The sequence below is a fragment of the Thermococcus sp. genome (assembly GCF_027052235.1).
GTDB lineage: Archaea > Methanobacteriota_B > Thermococci > Thermococcales > Thermococcaceae > Thermococcus.
On record NZ_JALUFF010000030.1, the window covers coordinates 1 to 17903 of the forward strand.

A 17903-nucleotide genomic window follows, 5' to 3' on the forward strand; every position below is an offset into this window, starting at 1 on the left:
ACAACCCCCGGGGCTGGGAGGGGAGAAAGGAGCTCCTCATAAACGCGGCGAGAGCCCTTGAGAGGGCTGGGGCTGAGATAATCGCCATGACTGCCAACACGCCACACATAGTCTTTCCTGAGGTTCAAAAAGCGGTGAACGTTCCGATGGTCAGCATAATAGATGCCCTCATCGAGGAGATGGAGAGGAGAGGAGTTAAGAAAGTCCTCCTTCTCGGGACGAAGACCACCATGACGGCCGGCTTTTATAAGAACGCCCTTCGGGAGGCGGGCTTCGACGTTGTAACGCCGGGAGAGGAGGAAATTGATGAGATCAACCGGATAATATTTAACGAGCTCGCCTTCGAGAACCTGAGGAGCAGGCTCTACCTTTTAAGCCTCGTCGAGAGGTACGCGAGGGAAAAGGGCATCGAAGGGGTTATCCTCGGCTGCACAGAGCTTCCCCTTGCCATAAAGCCCGGCGACGTTCCGGTTGAAGTCTTCGACACCGCGAAAATCCACATGAGGAAGCTAATCGAGTTGGCGAGTGGATTTTAAGCCCCTCGGGTGAGGGAGATGGAGATAAGGGAATTCCAGCAGATGATCAGGGAGATATACTTCCACAAGGATTCTAAGCGAGGCGTCGAGAGAACCTTCCTCTGGTTCGTTGAAGAAGTTGGAGAGCTGAGCGAGGCGATAAGGAAAAGGGACAGGGAATCTATGGAGGAGGAGTTCGCGGATGTTTTGGCGTGGCTAGCCAGTTTGGCGAACCTCCTCGGGATAGACCTCGAAGATGCCGCAAAGAAGAAGTACCCCGGCGTCTGCCCATACTGCGGGAAGAAGCCGTGCGAGTGCGAGGAGAGGTTTTAGAACGGTTTTAGGATTACTTGTAAAGCTTCTCCCATTTTGCCAATTTAATGACGAGGATAGGCGGTTTCTTCCACTGGAGTTCACAGGCCATCAATGGCACCTCAAAGGCCGAGCTCTTTCTTGGCCTTTTCCATTCCTCCCTCTAAAGTTTCCCTGGAGAGTTTCTTAAGCCTCTCTTCCTTTCCCATTCAAGCTCCCGAGTCTTTAACTTGAGGAGCTCCTCTATCCCCTCCAATTTAACCCTTGCGCGCCTTTTCGACCACCATCTAAACGGAAAGAATTTTATACTCCAGCGAGCACTATTCCATGCAGTAATCCGAGGTGGTGTGCATGCATGAACTTGTAGAGTTCGCCGTGGAGAAGGCCCTTGACCTCGGCGCAGACTACGCCGAGGCCCGCTTTGAGGAGAAGAACGGCACTTCTCTGGCAATGAAGAATGGCTCTCCCGAGGGGCTGGAAATTCTGGCAGATAGGGGCATTGGAGTTCGCGTTCTTGTCGGCGGAGGAATGGGCTTCGCAAGCACGAACGTCCTCACGAGGGAAAGCATGGAGGAGGCAGTGAAGAAGGCCGTAAAGCTCGCCAAATCTGCCTCCCGCGTCAGGAACGAGCCAATACGCTTTTCAGAGGAGGACTTCCACGAGGTTTACTATGAGGTCAAGATGCGCAAGGACTTCCGCGACGTTTCTCCCGAGGAGAAGCTTGAGCTCCTCAGGAAAATCGAGGAAGAGGTAAAGGCCACCGGCGCAAACGTGCCGATGCGCTATCTAAGCTACTCCGACCAGGTTTGGCACAAGGTAATAGCCAACAGCGACGGAGCGTTCATCGAGAGCATCATCCCACGCGTCTCCATGATGTACAACCTCGTCGTTTTCGAGAACGGCCAGATGGAGCAGGCGCCCTTCGTGGAAAGGGCCTTTTCAGGTGGCTTAGAGCTCATCGAGAAGGACGAGCCCTGGGAGTGGGCCGTCAAGGACGTGCAGGCGCTCAAAAAGCTCATCTACGAGGGCAAGAAACCGCCCGAGGAGAAGGTTGACCTCGTTATAAGTCCGGAGGTAGCTGGCATAGCCGTCCACGAGAGCGTTGGACATCCCTACGAGGCCGACAGAATTTTTGGAAGGGAAGCTGCTCAGGCTGGAGAGAGCTTCGTGAAACCGGACATGCTCGGCGAGAGGATTGGTAGCGAGGTAGTTACCGTCATAGACGACCCGACCATACCGAACAGCTGGGGCTTCTACCTCTACGACGACGAGGGCGTAAAAGCGAGGCCGAGGTATCTCATAAGGGACGGAATCATCACCGAGTTCCTCACCAACCGCGAGTACGCCTACAAGCTCGGCCAGAGGTCGAACGCAGCAGCGAGGGCAATCAACTACAACCGCGAGCCGATCGTGAGGATGGCCAACACCTATCTGGCACCCGGCGACTACAGCTTTGAAGAGCTGATTGAAGACGTCAAGCTCGGCGTCTACATGGTGAGCTTCAACGAGTGGAACATAGACGACAGGAGGTACCAGCAGAGGTACATAGGCAGGGAAGCGTATCTCATCGAGAACGGAGAAATAAAGCACCCGGTAAAGAGGCCGATCCTTGAGATAACGACGAGGGCACTCTGGAGCAGCGTTGACGCGGTTGGGAAGGACGTCGAATTCTACCCGGGAACCTGTGGAAAGGGCGAACCCGGACAGGGCGTCCCGGTCTGGATGGGCGGTGCTCACGCGAGGCTTCGCGATATACCGCTGAGGTACTGAGGTGGTGGAAATGTTCGAGCTTAACGATTTCATCCTGAGGAAGGCCAAAGAGCTCGGTTTCGGCGATGTGGTTGTTCTCGCCTATGAAACGAACAGGAGGCAGGTTAGATTCGCCAACAACGAGATAACGGTGGCGAAAAACTGGCACGAGAGGAAGGTCGAGCTCTTCGTCGAGCTTGACAAGAGAATCGCCGGGACGACGATAACCGAGCTGAGCGAGGAGAACATCGAGCGCACCCTCAAAACGCTCCTGAGCAACATGAGGGGCATGGCGCCGAAGGAGGACTACTACGGAATAGCGGAGGGACCGTTCGAGTATAAGGACATTCCGGAGACCTTTGATAAGGCCATCGTCGAACTCGACGAGCCGAACGAGTACGTTGAGGTCGCCATAAACTCGGCCCTTGAGGAAGGGGCAAAGCGCGTTGCCGGGGTTCTCTACACCGACCACAACAGGATTTACCTCACCACGAGCAACGGTGTGGAGGCCTTTGATGAAGGAACGGGAATAGAGATAAGCGTTAGAGCCTTCGTCGGCGATCTTGAGAGTGGCCACGGGACTAACTCAGTGAGGGTTTTGAAAAAGTTCGACCCTGAATCGGCCGGAAGAAAGGCCGGCGAGATAGCGAGCTTAGCTAAAAACCCGGAGCAGGGGTCTGAAGGGCGCTTTGACGTCATCTTTGACCCGCTTGCCTTTGCCAACCTGCTGAGCTACATGAGCTTCATGACGTCAGCTTACGCTGCAGAGGCGGGCTTTTCGCCCTTCGTGAGCAAACTCGGCCAGAGGGTTGCCAGTGAGATTGTTACGATCAGGGACGTCGGCAACATGCCGAACGGCTACGGCACGAGAAAGTTCGACGACGAGGGCGTTCCAACGAGGGAGACGACGATAATCGAGAAGGGAACCTTCAAAACCTTCCTCCTCAACACGAGTTTAGCGAGGAAGTACAAGACCGAGACGACGGCAAACGCCGGCTTGATAATGCCCCACGCATGGAACGTCGTCCTTGAGCCCGGCGACTACTCAAAGGATGAGCTCTTCGGCGAGGTTAAGCGGGGAATCTACATAACCAACGTCTGGTACACGCGCTTCCAGAACTACGTCACCGGTGATTTCTCGACCATCCCTAGGGACGGCATCTTCCTCATCGAGGACGGCAACTTGAAGCCGATTAGAAACATCCGCGTCAGCGACAACCTCCTCGGGATTTTAAGCAGGGTCGAGGCCATGAGCAGGGAGAGCCACCACATCCACTGGTGGGAGGTGGAAACTCCGGTAACGACGCCCTACGTCTTAGTGAAGGACGTTGGCATAACGAGGGCGACGAAATGATTTTTATTTTTTACTTTGGAACGTGAAGGATGATCAAAAAGTGGCTTGTAATCCTTCAGATGAACGATTTCTTAATCTTTAATTTTGTCGTAGTTTCATTTTGAAAATGCCCGAAATTCCTATATACTCTTTCCTCGAATATGACCAAGGGGGAGAACATGGTCGTTGGAAAAAATTACAAGCACGTTAGCGTTGATGAGGTTCTCAAGGATCTCGGGACGTCGAGAAACGGACTGAGCTCTGATGAAGCTAAGAGGAGGCTTGAGAAGTACGGGCCAAACGAGATACCTGAGAAGAAGGTAAACCCTGTTATAAAGTTTCTCTCATACTTCTGGGGTCCAATTCCTTGGATGATAGAGCTCGCAGCGGTTCTTTCGGCGATAATAAGGCATTGGGCCGACTTCTGGATAATCATGACCCTTTTGGCTCTCAACGGTATCGTCGGCTTCTGGGAGGAGCACAAAGCTGAGAACGTTATCGAATACCTCAAGCAGAAGATGGCGCTGAAGGCAAGGGTTCTGCGCGACGGCCAGTGGAAAGTCATCCCGGCGAGGGAGCTCGTCCCGGGCGATATAATCCGCCTGAGGATGGGAGACATAATCCCCGCTGACGTCAAGCTCATAGAGGGTGAATACCTTCTCGTTGATGAATCGGCACTCACTGGTGAGTCACTTCCAGTTGAGAAAAAGATAGGGGACATAGCCTTCTCAGGTTCTCTCGTTAAGAAGGGCGAAATGACGGCAGTTGTCACCGGAACCGGTCTGAACACCTACTTCGGCAAGACGGTTCAGCTCGTTGAGAGCGCTAAAACGGTCAGCTCGTTCCAGAAGATGGTCATCAAGGTCGGCGACTACCTTATAATCCTCGCCCTCCTTCTCGTCTCCGTCGTGTTCATTGTGGCTATCCACAGGCACGAGAGCCTCATCGAGGCCCTGCGCTTTAGCCTCGTCCTGACGGTGGCGGCTATACCAGCGGCAATGCCGGCGGTGCTTTCAATAACGATGGCGATAGGTGCTTTGAACCTCGCCAAGAAGCAGGCCGTTGTTACGAAGCTCGTCTCAATCGAGGAATTGGCTGGGGTTGATGTCCTCTGCTCCGATAAAACTGGAACGCTCACGAAGAACGAGCTGACGGTTGGAGACCCTGTTCCCTTCAACGGCTACAAAAAGGAGGACGTTGTTTTCTATGGTGCGCTGGCGAGCAGAGAAGAGGACAACGACCCGATAGACCTTGCGATTTTAAGGGCCCTCGACAGGTTCAAGCTTAGAGATGCAATATCGAAGTTCAAGCAGGTTCATTTCACGCCCTTTGACCCGGTGATAAAGAGAACCGAGGCAGAGATAAGCAACGATGAGAAGTTCAAGGTAGCCAAGGGCGCACCGCAGGTTATTCTCGACCTCTGCAAGGCGGATGAGAAGCTCAGGGAGGAGGCAACAAAGGTCGTTGATAGTCTCGCCGAAGAGGGCTACAGGGCCCTTGGAGTTGCGAGAACACGGGACGGTAAGTGGGAGTTCGTGGGTATAATCCCGCTCTTCGATCCGCCGAGGGACGACGCGCCGAGGGCCATAAAAGCCATAAGGAAGCTCGGCGTTAATGTCAAGATGGTCACGGGCGACCACATAGCGATAGCGAGGCACATAGCGAAGATACTAGGTCTCGGGACGAGGATAGTGTCCATGACCGAACTGCTCAAGGCGAAGCGCGATTCTGAAGTTGAGAGGCTCGTAGAGGAAGCCGACGGCTTCTCCGAGGTTTTCCCGGAGCACAAGTTCAGGATCGTTGATGCACTTCAGAGGGCGGGGCATATGGTGGCCATGACCGGCGATGGCGTAAACGATGCTCCCGCACTCAAGAAGGCCAACTGTGGTATAGCGGTCTCGGGAGCGACTGACGCGGCAAGGGCAGCGGCGGATGTTGTCCTCCTCCAGCCGGGACTGTCGGTTATAGCCCACGCGATTGAAGAGGCAAGGAGAATCTTCCAGAGGATGGAGAGCTACGTCATCTACCGCATAACCGAGACGATAAGGGTCCTCTTCTTCATAACCCTCGCCATACTCGTCTTTAACTTCTATCCGATAACGGCAATAATGATAGTTCTCCTCGCCCTCTTCAACGACGCTCCTATACTGGCCATAGCGTACGACAACGTCGTAACACCGAGAAAGCCCGTCCGCTGGAACATGTACAAGGTCCTCGTCCTCTCGACACTTCTCGGCTTCGTCGGAGTGATAAGCTCCTTCCTCCTGTTCTACATAGCTGAGAGGGTTCTCCTGCTCAGCAGACCAGAGATACAGTCCTTCATCTTCCTGAAGCTCGCGGTGGCAGGACACCTGACGATATTCGTGACGAGGGCGAGGGGTCACCTCTGGGAGAAGCCCTATCCGAGCAGTCTCCTATTCTGGTCGGCGGTGATAACAAAAGTCCTCGCGACACTTATAGTGGTCTACGGCATCTTCGTGACCCCGATAGGCTGGAAGCTTTCGCTCCTCATCTGGGGCTACGCCCTCGCCTGGATGCTGGCGCTCGACGAGGCAAAGGTAATCGTCCTAAGAAGGATGGAGGGACTCTGAGAACCTAAAGATTTGTTCCCGTATCTTTTTATCAATCTTCTGTCAAATGTCTCAGTCGAGGACATCGCCGAGGACGCCGAGGGCTCGAATGACCTTAAAGGCAACGCCTATTCCTAAGAGAAACACTGCAAAGAAAAACCTCGCCTCCCGCAGTCCAAGCCAGTCAACCGCAAAGCCATAGATGATGTAAAACACCGATGTAACGAGTGCCAAGACCATGTTCCTAAGGGAAATTACAGTTGCCCTCTTCCCACTTGAAATCCTCCTCTGGAACTCCACCGAGAAATTGAAGGTAAAGGCTGATGCGAAGAGGGTGGCAATAACCCCAAGAAGAACAACAAGAACGGGATTTGGAATAATAACTGATAAAACCGTCGCGAGGGGGATTCCAAGGGGCGCGATCTCATGGAGAACTCTCCCGATTTTTCCCTTCACTGCAACCCCTGCATACCGGGGGATGACTTTTACGAGAACCTCAACGAGTCCAAGAATCCCGAGGGTTCGTGTAATAGTTGTGCCCAAAAAGACCGCGAGGATGCTCCCGAGGTACGGTTCAAAGAATTTCCTGAACTGGTTCAGGGCGAGGGTAACTGAGAGAAGGTAGGCAATTAGCCACGCGATCTCGGGTTTTCTCAGCTCGCGCCAGGAATTTATAATGTGGAGCGTGTAAGAGGTTTCGGGCTTTGAAAATCCAACCTCAGGTATGCTCATGGCCAGAGGAACTAGAAGGATCTGCACAAGGGCAGTCAGGACTATGACCGGACCAAACCCGAAGAACTGTGCGATAAATCCACCGAGTACCGTTGTGGTCGAGCTGACAGCCAGGGAAAGCTTCTGGGTTGACCTCCAGATTTCCCTGAACTGACTCTCCATTCCCACAGCCTTTAGATTGTCAAAGAACCACGCCTGGAGGCTCCCGCTCACAAAGGAAGCCCCCAGCGTCCCAAGAAGCTCCGAGGCAAGAAGAACCCAGAAACTCTTGAGGAGGATAAGGAGAAGGGTCGCAAGGGGCATTATTGACAGTCCGATTAGAACGCTGGTCTTCCTGCTCACTTTGTCACCGACAACTCCAGTGGGAACCTCAAAGAGGAAAAATCCAAGCCCGGCTATGGCCGTGGCAAGGCCTATCTCACCGTAGGTCAGCCCACGGGAAAGGTAGTATATCACCGCAATGTTTCCGAGGAATCCCGCGTAGGTCATGGAAAAGAGGAGCTTAAACCTCCTCAGGACGTCCATTTAACCACCTCTGAGTGTTCTAGCAGGGGAATTTAAAGCTTTGGGCCGGGAAACCCTTAAAACTCCCCCTGCCCTACCCCGATTGGGGGGGGGGAGGGAAATGGAGGCCATCGAAAACTCCCGCTTGAATAAGTTCCACTACTGGCTTTTAGCGATCCTCGGAACGGTGTGGGCCTTCATAGCGGTCAACACAATCTCGGCCGGCTTTGTCATCGCTCTGCTGAAGAAGGAACCCAAGTTCCAGGGAAGCTTAGCCAAGCTCGGCTCCCTCGGCTCATCGGCGCTCTTCGGGATGCTCTTCGGGGCGTGGCTCTTCGGCTATCTGGCAGACAGGATCGGGAGGAAGAGGACGCTGGTTCTCGCGGTTGCCACCTTTTCGCTCGGCTCAATAATAAGTTCATTTGCCGGAAGCCTTGACCAGCTCATACTTCTGCGCTTCATCGTCGGCCTCGGCCTCGGAGGTTCGCTCCCGGTCGCGAGCTCATACTTCGCCGAGTTCATGCCCAGCTCGATAAGGGGCGCTATGATCTCAATCCTTGAGAGCTTCTGGGCGGTCGGGACGATAATAATCGGAGGCGTGGCATTGCTCGTAAAAGCCGACTGGAGGAGCATACTGCTCTTCGGTGGCGCGATAATCCTTATCCTTCCGGCTCTCCTGGCTCTTCCGGAGTCTCCCCGCTTCCTCCTTGCAAAGGGACGTCTCAAAGAGGCCGAGGAGACAATACGGAAAATCTTTGGGGTGAGCGTAAGACTTGAGAAGCCCGAAGAAAGGAGAAAGGCCTCCGTCAGTGACCTCTGGAGGGGCTACGCCAAAACGACGCTCATGCTCACCATCGCGTGGTTCAGCATAGCCTTCGCCTACTACGGCTTCTTCATCTGGCTCCCGAAGTTCCTCTCGGCCACTCTCGGCATAACCGTCTTCAAGAGCTTCCAGTACTTCATAATAACGGCCATAGCACAGCTCCCCGGCTACTGGAGCGCCGCTTACCTCCTCGAAAGGATAGGCAGGAAGAAGACGCTCTCCTACTACCTGCTCCTCTCGGGCATAGCGGGCATAGCCTTCTACTACTCAGCCAGCTCGGCCAGGGAGGCGATGATAATGGGGAGCGCAATAGCCTTCAGCTTCTTCAACCTCGGTGCATGGGGAGCGATATACGCCTACACCCCTGAGCTCTACCCGACTGAGGTCAGGGGCACAGGAACGGGCTGGGCCGGGGCGATGGCGAGGATTGGAGGTGGCATAGCGCCGATACTGGCCGGGAAGATAATGGAAGCCGGGAGCGCCGCTCTGGCGGTTCTGGTTATAGCGGTTGTTGCGATAGCTGGAGCGCTGGACGTTCTTGCGCTTGGTGAGGAGACGATGGGGAGGGAGCTCTCCTGATTTCCCCTTATCCGAACAGCCCAAGGGTCGGCCCGAGGGTTATGGCCATGCTCAGAAGGCCACCGAGGATTAGAGCTGGAACCGTCTGCCTCTTCTCTATGCCGAAGACGTAGGCGGCGAGGGAACCCGTCCACACTCCCGTTCCCGGCAACGGCACTGCAACGAAGAGGAGGAGCCCCCAGAAGCCCCACTTTTCTACGTAGGGGTGGGCCTTTTTCCTGACGCGCTCGATGTAGTATAGGTAGAGGCGGGCTATTCTCTTCAAGGTAGTGCCCTCAAGCCAGAGCATGAGCCTGTCTATGTAGGGTAAAACCGCAGGAAGGACGAGCGAGAGAAGTAGAACCCCGAGGGTTGCCGAGAGAAGGGTCTCCCAGAGGGGATAGCCCCGGCCTATGCCGTAGACTATTGCATACCTCCCCTCGAATGTCGGAATCAGAGAGAGCAGGAAAACCTGAAGGAACTCATTCAACGTCCAGCACCTCCGCTCCGAGCTTTCTCACAAGAGCTCTGTAAAGGGGTAGCCACCTGTTCTCGGTCAGCTCGACGAGCAGACCCGTCCATGGGCCGAGGAAGAGGGCGAAGAGCACGTCACTGAACCAGTGGACGTGGAGGAGCAACCTTGAGAGGGCTATCGCAATCGCCCAGCCCCACCAGAGTGGCCAGAGCCTTTTCCAGCGCTTCGCGAGGAAGTAGGCGAAGACCGAGGCCCTGGTAGTATGACCGGAGGGGAAGGAGAAGTAACCGAGATGCCCGATGCGCTTGAAAATGCCCCAGCTTACTCTCTCCTCCCCGGGCCTAGGAAGGTCAGTCAGAACCTTGAGAATTGCCACTATGACCATCGAAATGATGAAGGCAACGGTAAGCTCCAGCGTGAACCTGCTGAGCCTCCCCTCCTTCCTGATGTCAAGGATGAAGAGAAGGAGCAGGTAGAGGATGGTAATGCCTGAGGCCGTAGCTGTTAGAAGGGAAACCGCCGGGCCTCCGGAGGGGAGGGCCCTATCAACGGCCCGGTTCATGTTCTCGAAAAGACCACCTATCTGGAGGATGAGCAAAAGGGCGAGCAGGGCGGTGAGCATAAGGAAAATCCCTTTCCGCTCCATGGGCCTTGGAAGGAGGACATTATTAAAAGCTTTTCTAAATCAGTCCCTCGGCGTAGAGGCCGTGATAGACCTTGAGGAGGGCTTGCTGAACCCTCTTTGGCCCGAAGGTTCTCACGGCCTTTCCGAGGCCCTCGTTGTAGATGCGGCGCATTATGAAATCAGTCTCGCGGTTGAAGTTGAGCCTTTCCCGGTTTTCGAGGTAGAGCCTCGCTATCTCATCAGGCTCGTGATAGTTGAGACCCTTAAGCCACCTGAGCGGAATTCCATCTCTAAAGCGCTTGACGACCTCAAAGCCTATGACGGTAACCTCATCATCGCCGTAGAGTTCGCCGTAGATTTTGTTCAGCTCCCTCAAAAGCTCCTTAACGTCGGAGAAGCCGTCGAGCCTGGCGTCTTTGTTCGTGAGTTCTCTCACCTTCTTCCGCTCGACCTTCGTTATCCTGACCTTTGCTATAGCAGTGTCACTCGGCGTTACCACTAGGTAAACCTCGCTGCCCGGCTTGGCTTCATAGTTCCCGTAGCGTACCGTCGTCACCTTGTCCCCGCGCAGGATTCTGGACTTGTAAGCAGAGTCAATCAGGATGAACTTCCTTATCTGAACTCCTTTTTTCTTCTTCACAGTTGAACCTCCCAACGATTCCCGGAACCTCCTCAAGGGAGCTTATCGTGAAGTCCGCGTACTTCCTGTACTCAAGCTCCCTGTCGGCGTATTTTCCGTAGCGGAACCAGATAGTTGTCATGCCAACTCTCTTGGCGCCGTAGATGTCCGAGTAGAGTCTATCCCCCACCATCACGGCCTCTCCGGCCTTCAAGTTAGCTTTCTGAAGGGCCTTCTGGAATATCTTCGGATGGGGCTTTTTAACGCCGAGCTCGTCGGAGATGAAAACGTGGTCAAAGTACTCGCCGAGTTCAAGGCGGAGTATCTTTTCCCACTGCTTAACGGGGTCACCGTCGGTTATTATGCCCAGAACGTAGCCCTCCTTCTTCAGGCGGAGCAGGGTTCTCCTCGCCCCCCTAACGCTCTTCAGATAGGCTATCTTGGTGTTGTGGTACGCTATAACTCCCGCAGAGACCCACTTCGGGTTGTAGGGGAGTTCCAGCCTCCGGAGAAGGTAGTCGAAGTGCCTCGGAAAGTTGCTCCCGTACTCGCTTATTAGCTCCAGCAGTTCACCGTAGGCGGTATCGAAGTCAACGGGAAGGCCGTGCCTTATCATGTTCTCTATGGCGTTTCTCCTCGCCATCTCGGCCAGTCGCGTTGTATCAACTATGGTATCATCAAGGTCAAAGAAGACCGCCTTGATCATCCCTCTCCCCACAACCAGTTGTCCCGACCCTATTTAACCCTTGCCTATGCCCAGATCAAGGTATGGGCCCCTAGGGACCTGCTTCTTGGCCTCGCGCATTGCCCTGAAGTACTCGTCCTCCTGGATGAGCTCGTGGAGGAGTCTCTCCAGTGGCCACTCAAGGCTCGTCTCCGTTGTCGTGGCGAATATGACCCTCTCCCGCGAGATGCCCCTCACTATCGAGATGACCCTCTTAAGGGTCTCGTTGTCGACCCCGTGCATTATCACGAACTTCCTGTCAGTCCATATGCCAGCCTTCTCGCATGTCCTCTCAAGGATTTCCCTAACCTTGAGGCCTTTGAAGTGCTCCGGAACCGGGATGACGGGTATGCCCGTCTCCTTGAGTATTCTCTGCACTTCCTCCTCTGGAAAACCTATCAGGAGAAGTCTCATACAACCACCTCCTTAACGAGCTCAACGATACGGGGTAGCACCTCCCCCGCCTTTCCGCGGATGAAAACGTCTGCTATTGGCGTTATCCCGCTCCTCTCGACGTTTATCTCAACGACCTTTCCTCCGTTCTCCTTCACGATGTAGGGTATGTAAGCGGCCGGATAAACGACACCGCTCGTCCCGATGACGAGCACTAGGTCTGCCCTCTCGGCCAGTTCGAAGGCCCTTTCAAGGGCTTCCCTCGGCAAGGGCTCGCCGAACCAAACAACATCGGGCCTGAGCAGGGAACCGCACTCAGGGCACTTCGGGAGCCCTTCCATTGAGAGGAACTCCTCAAGAGTATCGCTCTCCTTCAGGTTTTCTCGATAGGAGCAGGATGTGCACCTGACCCTGAAGATGTTGCCGTGTAGTTCAATCACATTCCTGCTCCCAGCTTCGCGGTGCAGGTCATCGACGTTCTGCGTTATCACGGCCTTGAGGAGTCCGAGCCTTTCAAGCTCAGCAAGGGCGTAGTGTGCGGGGTTCGGCCGGGCTTTCAATATGAGCCTCATCCTCCAGCGGTAGAAGTCCCACACTAGCTTTGGATTTTTCCTGAAGGCCTCGGAAGTCGCCAGCTCCTCGGCTTTGTAGTTCTTCCAGAGCCCGTCCCTGTCCCTGAAGGTTGGAACTCCGCTCTCGGCGCTTATTCCTGCCCCGGTAAAGGCTATTGCGGAGCGGGAGGAGGCGAGCAACCTTGCGGCCCTCTCGAGCATGTTATCACATACTCGGCGGGGCTTAAAAATACTGCCCGCCGGTTTTTGGAGTCCAAGCCTGAACTCGAATATTTTTTGAAAACCCTTTCAAATTCCCGTGCGAGGGTTTAAATTGTGCTCATCTGTACGTTAAACCGGTGAGAGAAATGCCGGTCTCGGAGGGTGTTGAGAGAAAAAAGGTCGCCACTTCTCATGGGAGGTACTATTCGGCCCGGATAGCCTCCCAGAGGAGGAAAAAGCTCACTGTAATCCAGAACATAAGGAGGAGGAAGTGCGCGAGGGGACTGAGGGTCAGCACGATAAGGGTTGAGGGAAGGAGAATCAGCGAGGGTGAGGCCCTTGCAATCCTCGTGGGGACGCAGATAGGAGCGGGAGTCCTCGGACTGCCGTACGCGGCCAGTAAGGTCGGCCTCATTCCAGCGCTTGGAGTTCTGACGGGCGTAATGCTCCTCCTGCTCGCCACGGCCCTGATAGTCCTCAGGTTCTCTGCGGGGATGGGAGGGGCCCAGATGAGCACGATTGCCGGAAAGACCCTTGGAAAGCCCGGTGGCTGGCTGATGTACCTCAGCATAACGCTGATGAGCTTTGGGGCCCTGCTGGCTTACGTGGCCGGCATGGGGCAGGTTCTGGCGAGCCTTCTCGGGGTTAGCGAAACCCTCGGCGGGCTACTCTTCTGGCTTCTGGCATCGGCGGTAATCTACCACGGCCTCGAAGCCAGCGGGAAGACGGAGCTAATAATGAGCTACGTGATGCTCGTCCTCTTCATCGGGGTTACCCTTATGCTCATACCCCACGCGAAGCTGGAGAACGGCCTCTACGCCGACCTCTCGGGGATACTCAGCATAACCGGCGTTGCTATCTTCGCCCTCGGCTGTCACACGGTTATCCCCGATGTTTACAAAGGGCTCGGGAGCTATGAAAAGACGAAGAGGGTCGTCGTTCTGGCTTTCCTCATACCGACTGCGGTATACGCGATCTTCACCGCATCGTTCCTCCTCGTCTTCGGCAGGAACACGCCCGAGGTTGCCACGCTGGCCCTTCAGGAACTCTACGGAAAGCCTGGCTGGCTTATCGGGAACCTCATACCACTCCTCGCGATAACCACGAGCTACATCGGCATAGGGCTTGCCCAGCAGAGCAACAGTGAGGAGTTCCTGAGGCTCAAGAGGCTCCACGCATGGGCTTTGACCGTTGTCCCGCCCGTCCTAGTTTACATGGCTGGGGTGAGGAACTTCGCTGATGTGCTGGCCTTTGCCGGCGACACCGGAGACCTGCTTGCCTTCATAGTTCTGCCCTTCCTCATCTGGACGGCCGGGAAGCTGAGGGCAAAGAGCCCCTTCGGTGAACACTTCCGTGCACGTGCACACCTTAGGTAAGGTTTATATCTCCCGCCCCCAAACCACCATCGAGGTGTTCCCAATGGCCGAAAGCTACCGCGAATACCGGGACAGGGTTCTGGAGTTTATTGAGGACCACGAGCACTGGAGGGCCCACACGATAAACCTCATAGCGAGCGAAAACGTGACTTCTCCGAGCGTTACAAGGGCAGTTGCAAGTGGTTTCATGCACAAATATGCCGAAGGCTGGCCAAGGCAACGCTATTATCAGGGGTGCAAGTACGTTGACGAGGTCGAGCTTATTGGCGTTGAACTCTTCACAAAGCTCTTCAAGAGCGACTTCGCCGATTTAAGGCCCATCTCAGGAACCAACGCCAACCAGGCGGTTTTCTTCGGCTTAACACAGCCCGGAGACAGGGCAATAGTTCTCCACACCAGCCACGGGGGACATATAAGCCACATGCCCTTTGGTGCCGCTGGTATGCGCGGTCTCGAAGTCCACACATGGCCCTTCGACAACGATGAGTTTAACATCGACGTTGACAAGGCCGAGAAGATGATAAGGGAGCTCGAGCCCAAGATAGTCGTCTTCGGCGGTTCTCTCTTCCCGTTCCCGCACCCGGTCAAGGAGCTCGCGCCTGTTGCAAAGGAGGTCGGGGCTTACGTCATGTACGATGCCGCCCACGTCCTTGGCCTTATCGCTGGAGGTCAGTTCCAGGACCCGCTCCGCGAGGGGGCCGACATAATCACCGCCTCGACCCACAAGACCTTCCCGGGACCGCAGGGCGGCGTCATACTCTACAAGAAGTTTGGCGAAACCGAGGAGATAGCCAGGCTCCAGTGGGCCATCTTCCCCGGCGTTTTGAGCAACCATCACCTCCACCACATGGCCGGAAAGGTGATTACCGCTGCCGAGATGCTCGAATACGGTGAGGCCTACGCGAGGCAGATAGTCAAGAACGCGAAGGCCCTCGCTGAAGCTTTAGCCGAGGAGGGCTTCAAGGTAATCGGCGAGGACAAGGGCTACACCGAGAGCCACCAGGTTATCGTCGACGTCTCAGACCTCCACCCCTCCGCTGGTGGCTGGGCTGCACCGCTCTTGGAAGAGGCCGGCATAATTCTCAACAAGAACCTCCTGCCGTGGGACCCGCTCGAAAAGGTCAACGAGCCAAGCGGTCTCAGAATAGGTGTCCAGGAGATGACGAGGGTCGGAATGATGGAGGACGAGATGAAGGAGATAGCCCGCTTCATGAGGCGCGTGCTCCTCGACAAGGAAGACCCGAAGAAGGTTAGGAGAGATGTTTACGGCTTCCGCGCCGAGTTCCAGAAGGTCTACTACTCCTTCGACCACGGTCTGCCCCTCAGGCTGAGGGAGTGACCCCTTTCCTTCTTTCACTCCAACCCGGTTCGAAGCGTTGGGAACCGTTAAAAGGGTTTTTATGAACTTTTGACGGGTGCATGCTATGAGGCGGGTGCTCGCGCTGCTGCTGATTCTGGTTGTTGGCATCTCCGCCTACTACCTGCTCTCCGGAAAGGAGGGGAAAGCCTCTCAGGGGGAGCAGAACAGAGCGGTCTTCCTCAAGCTCGACAAGGCCGTTTACACTTCAGAGGACACGATGACTATAACCATCGTCAACAGGGGCAACGTTACAATAACGACGAGCTACAACTTCAGGCTCTACAAACTGGAGAACGGGGAGTGGAAAGAAGTCCCCGTAAAGCTGATGTTCATTCAGGTGGCAGTCACCATAGAACCCGGGAAGAGCTGGGAGCAGAAGGTCAAGCTTAGCGACCTTGGGCTATCCCCCGGCCACTACATGATAGAGAAGTCGGTCTCATTCAAGGACAAAACCGGCTCTCCAGCGGGGCTTAAACTTCAGGCCGAGTTTGAAGTGAGGGGTTAAAGCCGGCAGAAGTTCTTCAACTGCCAACTCTCTTTTTGAAGCGGGTCTTGGGGGGAGAGCAAAACTTTTTATCCCCTTCCAACATACCCGGCCCTCGGCTAAAGGGGGTGAGAAAAATGAAGTTCTGTCCAAAGTGCGGTAACATCATGCTCCCCGACAGGAAGAGGAAGGTGTGGGTTTGCAGGGTCTGCGGTTACGAGGAGCCCTTCGACGAGGAGAAGGACAGGGAGAAGACCGTGATAAAGCAGAAGGTCGAGCACAGGCCGGACGAGGAGATAGTGGTCATCGAGCAGGATCTCAAGACACTTCCTATAGCCCACGTCACCTGTCCGAAGTGCGGTAACGACACCGCCTACTGGTGGGAGCTCCAGACGAGGGCCGGTGACGAGCCGAGCACGATATTCTACAAGTGCACCAAGTGCGGCTACGTCTGGAGGTCCTACGAGTGAGGGAGCTTGAGCGGGAAGTGCTCCTCAGGCTGGCCAGAAAAGCCCTGAAGGAGCTTGAGGAAGCCTACCGCAGAATACCGGACACCGACAACGGAAAAGCTTATTTATTCCGAGGAAAAGAGAGGGTTAGGCTCATGCTTAAACTGCTGGAGGGTGATGGAGATGCCGTTTGAAGTCGTTTTTGACGGGGCCAAGGAGTTCGCTGACCTGATAGCGACGGCGAGCAACCTGATAGACGAGGCAGCGTTCAAGTTTACGGAGGAAGGCATCAGCATGCGCGCCATGGACCCGAGCAGGGTTGTACTCATCGACCTGAACCTCCCGGAGAGCATCTTCTCCAAGTACGAGGTCGAGGAGCCGGAGACGATAGGCATAAACATGGACCAGTTCAAGAAAGTTCTCAAACGCGGAAAGGCCAAGGACACCCTCATACTCAGGAAGGGCGATGAGAACTTCCTTGAGGTAACCTTTGAGGGAACCGCGAAGAGAACCTTCAGGTTGCCCCTCATAGACGTTGAGGAGCTTGAACTTGAGCTCCCCGAGTTGCCCTTCACCGCCAAGGTCGTTCTCCTCGGAGAGGTTCTCAAGGAGGCCGTTAAGGACGCTTCGCTGGTTAGCGACGCCATAAAGTTCATAGCCAAGGAGAACGAGTTCACGATGAGGGCTGAAGGGGAGACCAACGAGGTCGAGATAAGGCTAACCCTTGAGGATGAAGGTTTGCTCGACCTTGAGGTGGAGGAAGAGACAAAGAGCGCCTACGGAATAAGCTACCTCAGCGACATGATAAAGGGCATCGGAAAGGCCGACGAGGTAACGCTCCGCTTCGGCAACGAGATGCCCCTCCAGATGGAGTACTACATAAGGGACGAGGGCAGACTGACGTTCCTTCTCGCTCCTCGCGTCGAGGAGTGATTCCCTTTTTCTTTCCTTGGTGGTGGGAATGGACATCGTGAAGCTCAGGGAGCTCCTTGAGGAGGAGCTTTCAAAACTTGAGCTGGTAAGGCTCGATGAGGACTTCTACCGGGAATACGACAGCCTGATAAAGGCCCTCAAGCTGAGTGCCGAGAGCTCCCGCGAGAGGGGTGAAGACGTAGAGGAGCGCCTCTACCTCGCACAGCTCAAGATAGCGGAGGAGCTGATGAGGGAAATCCTCAGGCTCAGGCTCCACAAGATAGTTGACCTTGCCGTTGATGGGAAGCTTGAGGATATGACTGCCGAGGAAAGGAAGCTCTACAGGGTTCTCAGGGCTTTTGTTAGGGGCGAGGAGCTCCCGGGGGAGGGAGTTGAAGAGAAAGCCGAGGAGGAGAGCGAACCCACTCCCGCCGAGAGCCCCCTCAGGGGGCCGAGGTACGCTTACATAGTAGGCAAGAGCCTTCCAGCAGTTATGGGGCCCGACCTCAAGGAATACGGTCCCTTTATGGCAGGTGACCTCGTGACCCTCCCGGAGGAAATAGGCTCGGTCCTCGTTAGGCGGGGCGTCGCCGTTAAAATAAGGCTTCCCCAGTGAT

The 17903-nt window shown here is 55.1% G+C and carries 20 protein-coding genes; 13 read left to right on the top strand and 7 right to left on the bottom strand.

All coding sequences use genetic code 11. From position 1 onward, the window contains the following. The 5 genes from MVC73_RS03425 to MVC73_RS03445 form a co-directional block, all read left to right on the top strand. Positions 1–536, top strand: a 536-nt coding sequence (locus MVC73_RS03425; protein WP_297506937.1) for an amino acid racemase, incomplete at its 5' end; no start/stop codon positions are given. A gap of 18 nt (positions 537–554) precedes the next feature. After that, the gene (locus MVC73_RS03430; protein ID WP_297506939.1) at positions 555–848 is read left to right on the top strand and encodes a MazG nucleotide pyrophosphohydrolase domain-containing protein; all 294 of its coding nucleotides are present in this window, start codon (positions 555–557) and stop codon (positions 846–848) included. A gap of 330 nt (positions 849–1178) precedes the next feature. Further along, positions 1179–2597, top strand: a complete 1419-nt coding sequence (locus MVC73_RS03435) for a TldD/PmbA family protein (RefSeq protein WP_297506941.1) — start codon at positions 1179–1181, stop codon at positions 2595–2597. Between the two features lie 10 nt (positions 2598–2607). Next, positions 2608–3930: a TldD/PmbA family protein gene (locus tag MVC73_RS03440; protein ID WP_297507028.1), complete on the top strand. Its 1323-nt coding sequence runs from the start codon at positions 2608–2610 to the stop codon at positions 3928–3930. Between the two features lie 158 nt (positions 3931–4088). Next, positions 4089–6500, top strand: coding sequence for a plasma-membrane proton-efflux P-type ATPase (locus tag MVC73_RS03445; RefSeq protein ID WP_297506943.1), 2412 nt, complete (start codon positions 4089–4091; stop codon positions 6498–6500). 51 nt (positions 6501–6551) lie between these two features. On the opposite strand, the gene MVC73_RS03450 is transcribed toward MVC73_RS03445, so the two are convergent. Further along, the gene (locus tag MVC73_RS03450; protein WP_297506945.1) at positions 6552–7736 is read right to left on the bottom strand and encodes an MFS transporter; all 1185 of its coding nucleotides are present in this window, start codon (positions 7734–7736) and stop codon (positions 6552–6554) included. A gap of 100 nt (positions 7737–7836) precedes the next feature. Between MVC73_RS03450 and MVC73_RS03455 the strand changes: the two genes are divergently transcribed. Continuing rightward, positions 7837–9117, top strand: coding sequence for an MFS transporter (locus tag MVC73_RS03455; RefSeq protein WP_297506947.1), 1281 nt, complete (start codon positions 7837–7839; stop codon positions 9115–9117). A gap of 7 nt (positions 9118–9124) precedes the next feature. Here the strand turns inward: MVC73_RS03455 and MVC73_RS03460 are convergent, their stop codons facing one another. Genes MVC73_RS03460 through cobB form a run of 6 tightly spaced genes read right to left on the bottom strand, consistent with a single transcriptional unit; the run spans position 9125 to position 12705 of the window. Next, a complete protein-coding gene (locus MVC73_RS03460; protein WP_297506949.1) occupies positions 9125–9586 on the bottom strand; it encodes a COG2426 family protein in 462 nt (153 codons plus the stop codon). Next, the gene (locus MVC73_RS03465) at positions 9579–10217 is read right to left on the bottom strand and encodes a phosphatase PAP2 family protein (RefSeq protein WP_297506951.1); all 639 of its coding nucleotides are present in this window, start codon (positions 10215–10217) and stop codon (positions 9579–9581) included. The genes MVC73_RS03460 and MVC73_RS03465 overlap by 8 nt, the downstream gene beginning before the upstream one ends. Positions 10218–10251: 34 nt before the next feature. After that, entirely contained in the window at positions 10252–10836 is a 585-nt protein-coding gene (locus MVC73_RS03470; RefSeq protein WP_297506953.1) for an ASCH domain-containing protein, read from the bottom strand. Then, complete coding sequence (locus MVC73_RS03475) at positions 10790–11521, bottom strand: TIGR02253 family HAD-type hydrolase (protein WP_297506955.1); 732 nt, start codon at positions 11519–11521, stop codon at positions 10790–10792. Before MVC73_RS03475 ends, MVC73_RS03470 begins: the two co-directional genes overlap by 47 nt. Before the next feature lie 33 nt (positions 11522–11554). Further along, a complete protein-coding gene (locus MVC73_RS03480) occupies positions 11555–11953 on the bottom strand; it encodes a DUF3783 domain-containing protein (protein ID WP_297506957.1) in 399 nt (132 codons plus the stop codon). Then, the gene (cobB, locus tag MVC73_RS03485; protein ID WP_297506959.1) at positions 11950–12705 is read right to left on the bottom strand and encodes an NAD-dependent protein deacetylase; all 756 of its coding nucleotides are present in this window, start codon (positions 12703–12705) and stop codon (positions 11950–11952) included. The genes MVC73_RS03480 and cobB overlap by 4 nt, the downstream gene beginning before the upstream one ends. Positions 12706–12851: 146 nt before the next feature. On the opposite strand from cobB, the gene MVC73_RS03490 reads away from it, so the two are divergent. The 7 genes from MVC73_RS03490 to MVC73_RS03520 all read left to right on the top strand — a co-directional run bounded on the left by MVC73_RS03490 (position 12852) and on the right by MVC73_RS03520 (position 17902). Beyond that, entirely contained in the window at positions 12852–14081 is a 1230-nt protein-coding gene (locus tag MVC73_RS03490; RefSeq protein WP_297507031.1) for an aromatic amino acid transport family protein, read from the top strand. Positions 14082–14124: 43 nt separating this feature from the next. Beyond that, positions 14125–15420, top strand: a complete 1296-nt coding sequence (gene glyA, locus MVC73_RS03495; RefSeq protein WP_297507033.1) for a serine hydroxymethyltransferase — start codon at positions 14125–14127, stop codon at positions 15418–15420. Between the two features lie 85 nt (positions 15421–15505). Continuing rightward, on the top strand, positions 15506–15946 hold the full coding sequence (locus tag MVC73_RS03500; protein ID WP_297506961.1) for an immunoglobulin-like domain-containing protein: 441 nt from the start codon (positions 15506–15508) through the stop codon (positions 15944–15946). A gap of 116 nt (positions 15947–16062) precedes the next feature. Next, positions 16063–16395, top strand: coding sequence for a transcription factor S (locus tag MVC73_RS03505; RefSeq protein WP_297506963.1), 333 nt, complete (start codon positions 16063–16065; stop codon positions 16393–16395). After that, positions 16392–16568, top strand: coding sequence for a hypothetical protein (locus tag MVC73_RS03510; protein WP_297506965.1), 177 nt, complete (start codon positions 16392–16394; stop codon positions 16566–16568). Before MVC73_RS03505 ends, MVC73_RS03510 begins: the two co-directional genes overlap by 4 nt. Then, the gene (locus tag MVC73_RS03515) at positions 16558–17307 is read left to right on the top strand and encodes a DNA polymerase sliding clamp (RefSeq protein ID WP_297507035.1); all 750 of its coding nucleotides are present in this window, start codon (positions 16558–16560) and stop codon (positions 17305–17307) included. Before MVC73_RS03510 ends, MVC73_RS03515 begins: the two co-directional genes overlap by 11 nt. 28 nt (positions 17308–17335) lie before the next feature. Continuing rightward, positions 17336–17902: a hypothetical protein gene (locus tag MVC73_RS03520; protein WP_297506967.1), complete on the top strand. Its 567-nt coding sequence runs from the start codon at positions 17336–17338 to the stop codon at positions 17900–17902. The last annotated feature ends 1 nt before the right edge of the window (position 17903 follow it).

What these genes read in the sequence shown, in the direction of transcription:
- MVC73_RS03450 (WP_297506945.1), bottom strand. Translation starts at nt 7,736, where the DNA reads ATGGACGTCCTGAGGAGGTTTAAGCTCCTCTTTTCCATGACCTACGCG.
- glyA (WP_297507033.1), top strand. Translation starts at nt 14,125, where the DNA reads ATGGCCGAAAGCTACCGCGAATACCGGGACAGGGTTCTGGAGTTTATT.
- MVC73_RS03440 (WP_297507028.1), top strand. Translation starts at nt 2,608, where the DNA reads ATGTTCGAGCTTAACGATTTCATCCTGAGGAAGGCCAAAGAGCTCGGT.
- MVC73_RS03455 (WP_297506947.1), top strand. Translation starts at nt 7,837, where the DNA reads ATGGAGGCCATCGAAAACTCCCGCTTGAATAAGTTCCACTACTGGCTT.
- MVC73_RS03435 (WP_297506941.1), top strand. Translation starts at nt 1,179, where the DNA reads ATGCATGAACTTGTAGAGTTCGCCGTGGAGAAGGCCCTTGACCTCGGC.
- MVC73_RS03445 (WP_297506943.1), top strand. Translation starts at nt 4,089, where the DNA reads ATGGTCGTTGGAAAAAATTACAAGCACGTTAGCGTTGATGAGGTTCTC.
- MVC73_RS03490 (WP_297507031.1), top strand. Translation starts at nt 12,852, where the DNA reads ATGCCGGTCTCGGAGGGTGTTGAGAGAAAAAAGGTCGCCACTTCTCAT.
- cobB (WP_297506959.1), bottom strand. Translation starts at nt 12,705, where the DNA reads ATGCTCGAGAGGGCCGCAAGGTTGCTCGCCTCCTCCCGCTCCGCAATA.
- MVC73_RS03475 (WP_297506955.1), bottom strand. Translation starts at nt 11,521, where the DNA reads ATGATCAAGGCGGTCTTCTTTGACCTTGATGATACCATAGTTGATACA.
- MVC73_RS03465 (WP_297506951.1), bottom strand. Translation starts at nt 10,217, where the DNA reads ATGGAGCGGAAAGGGATTTTCCTTATGCTCACCGCCCTGCTCGCCCTT.
- MVC73_RS03430 (WP_297506939.1), top strand. Translation starts at nt 555, where the DNA reads ATGGAGATAAGGGAATTCCAGCAGATGATCAGGGAGATATACTTCCAC.
- MVC73_RS03515 (WP_297507035.1), top strand. Translation starts at nt 16,558, where the DNA reads ATGCCGTTTGAAGTCGTTTTTGACGGGGCCAAGGAGTTCGCTGACCTG.
- MVC73_RS03500 (WP_297506961.1), top strand. Translation starts at nt 15,506, where the DNA reads ATGAGGCGGGTGCTCGCGCTGCTGCTGATTCTGGTTGTTGGCATCTCC.
- MVC73_RS03480 (WP_297506957.1), bottom strand. Translation starts at nt 11,953, where the DNA reads ATGAGACTTCTCCTGATAGGTTTTCCAGAGGAGGAAGTGCAGAGAATA.
- MVC73_RS03520 (WP_297506967.1), top strand. Translation starts at nt 17,336, where the DNA reads ATGGACATCGTGAAGCTCAGGGAGCTCCTTGAGGAGGAGCTTTCAAAA.
- MVC73_RS03505 (WP_297506963.1), top strand. Translation starts at nt 16,063, where the DNA reads ATGAAGTTCTGTCCAAAGTGCGGTAACATCATGCTCCCCGACAGGAAG.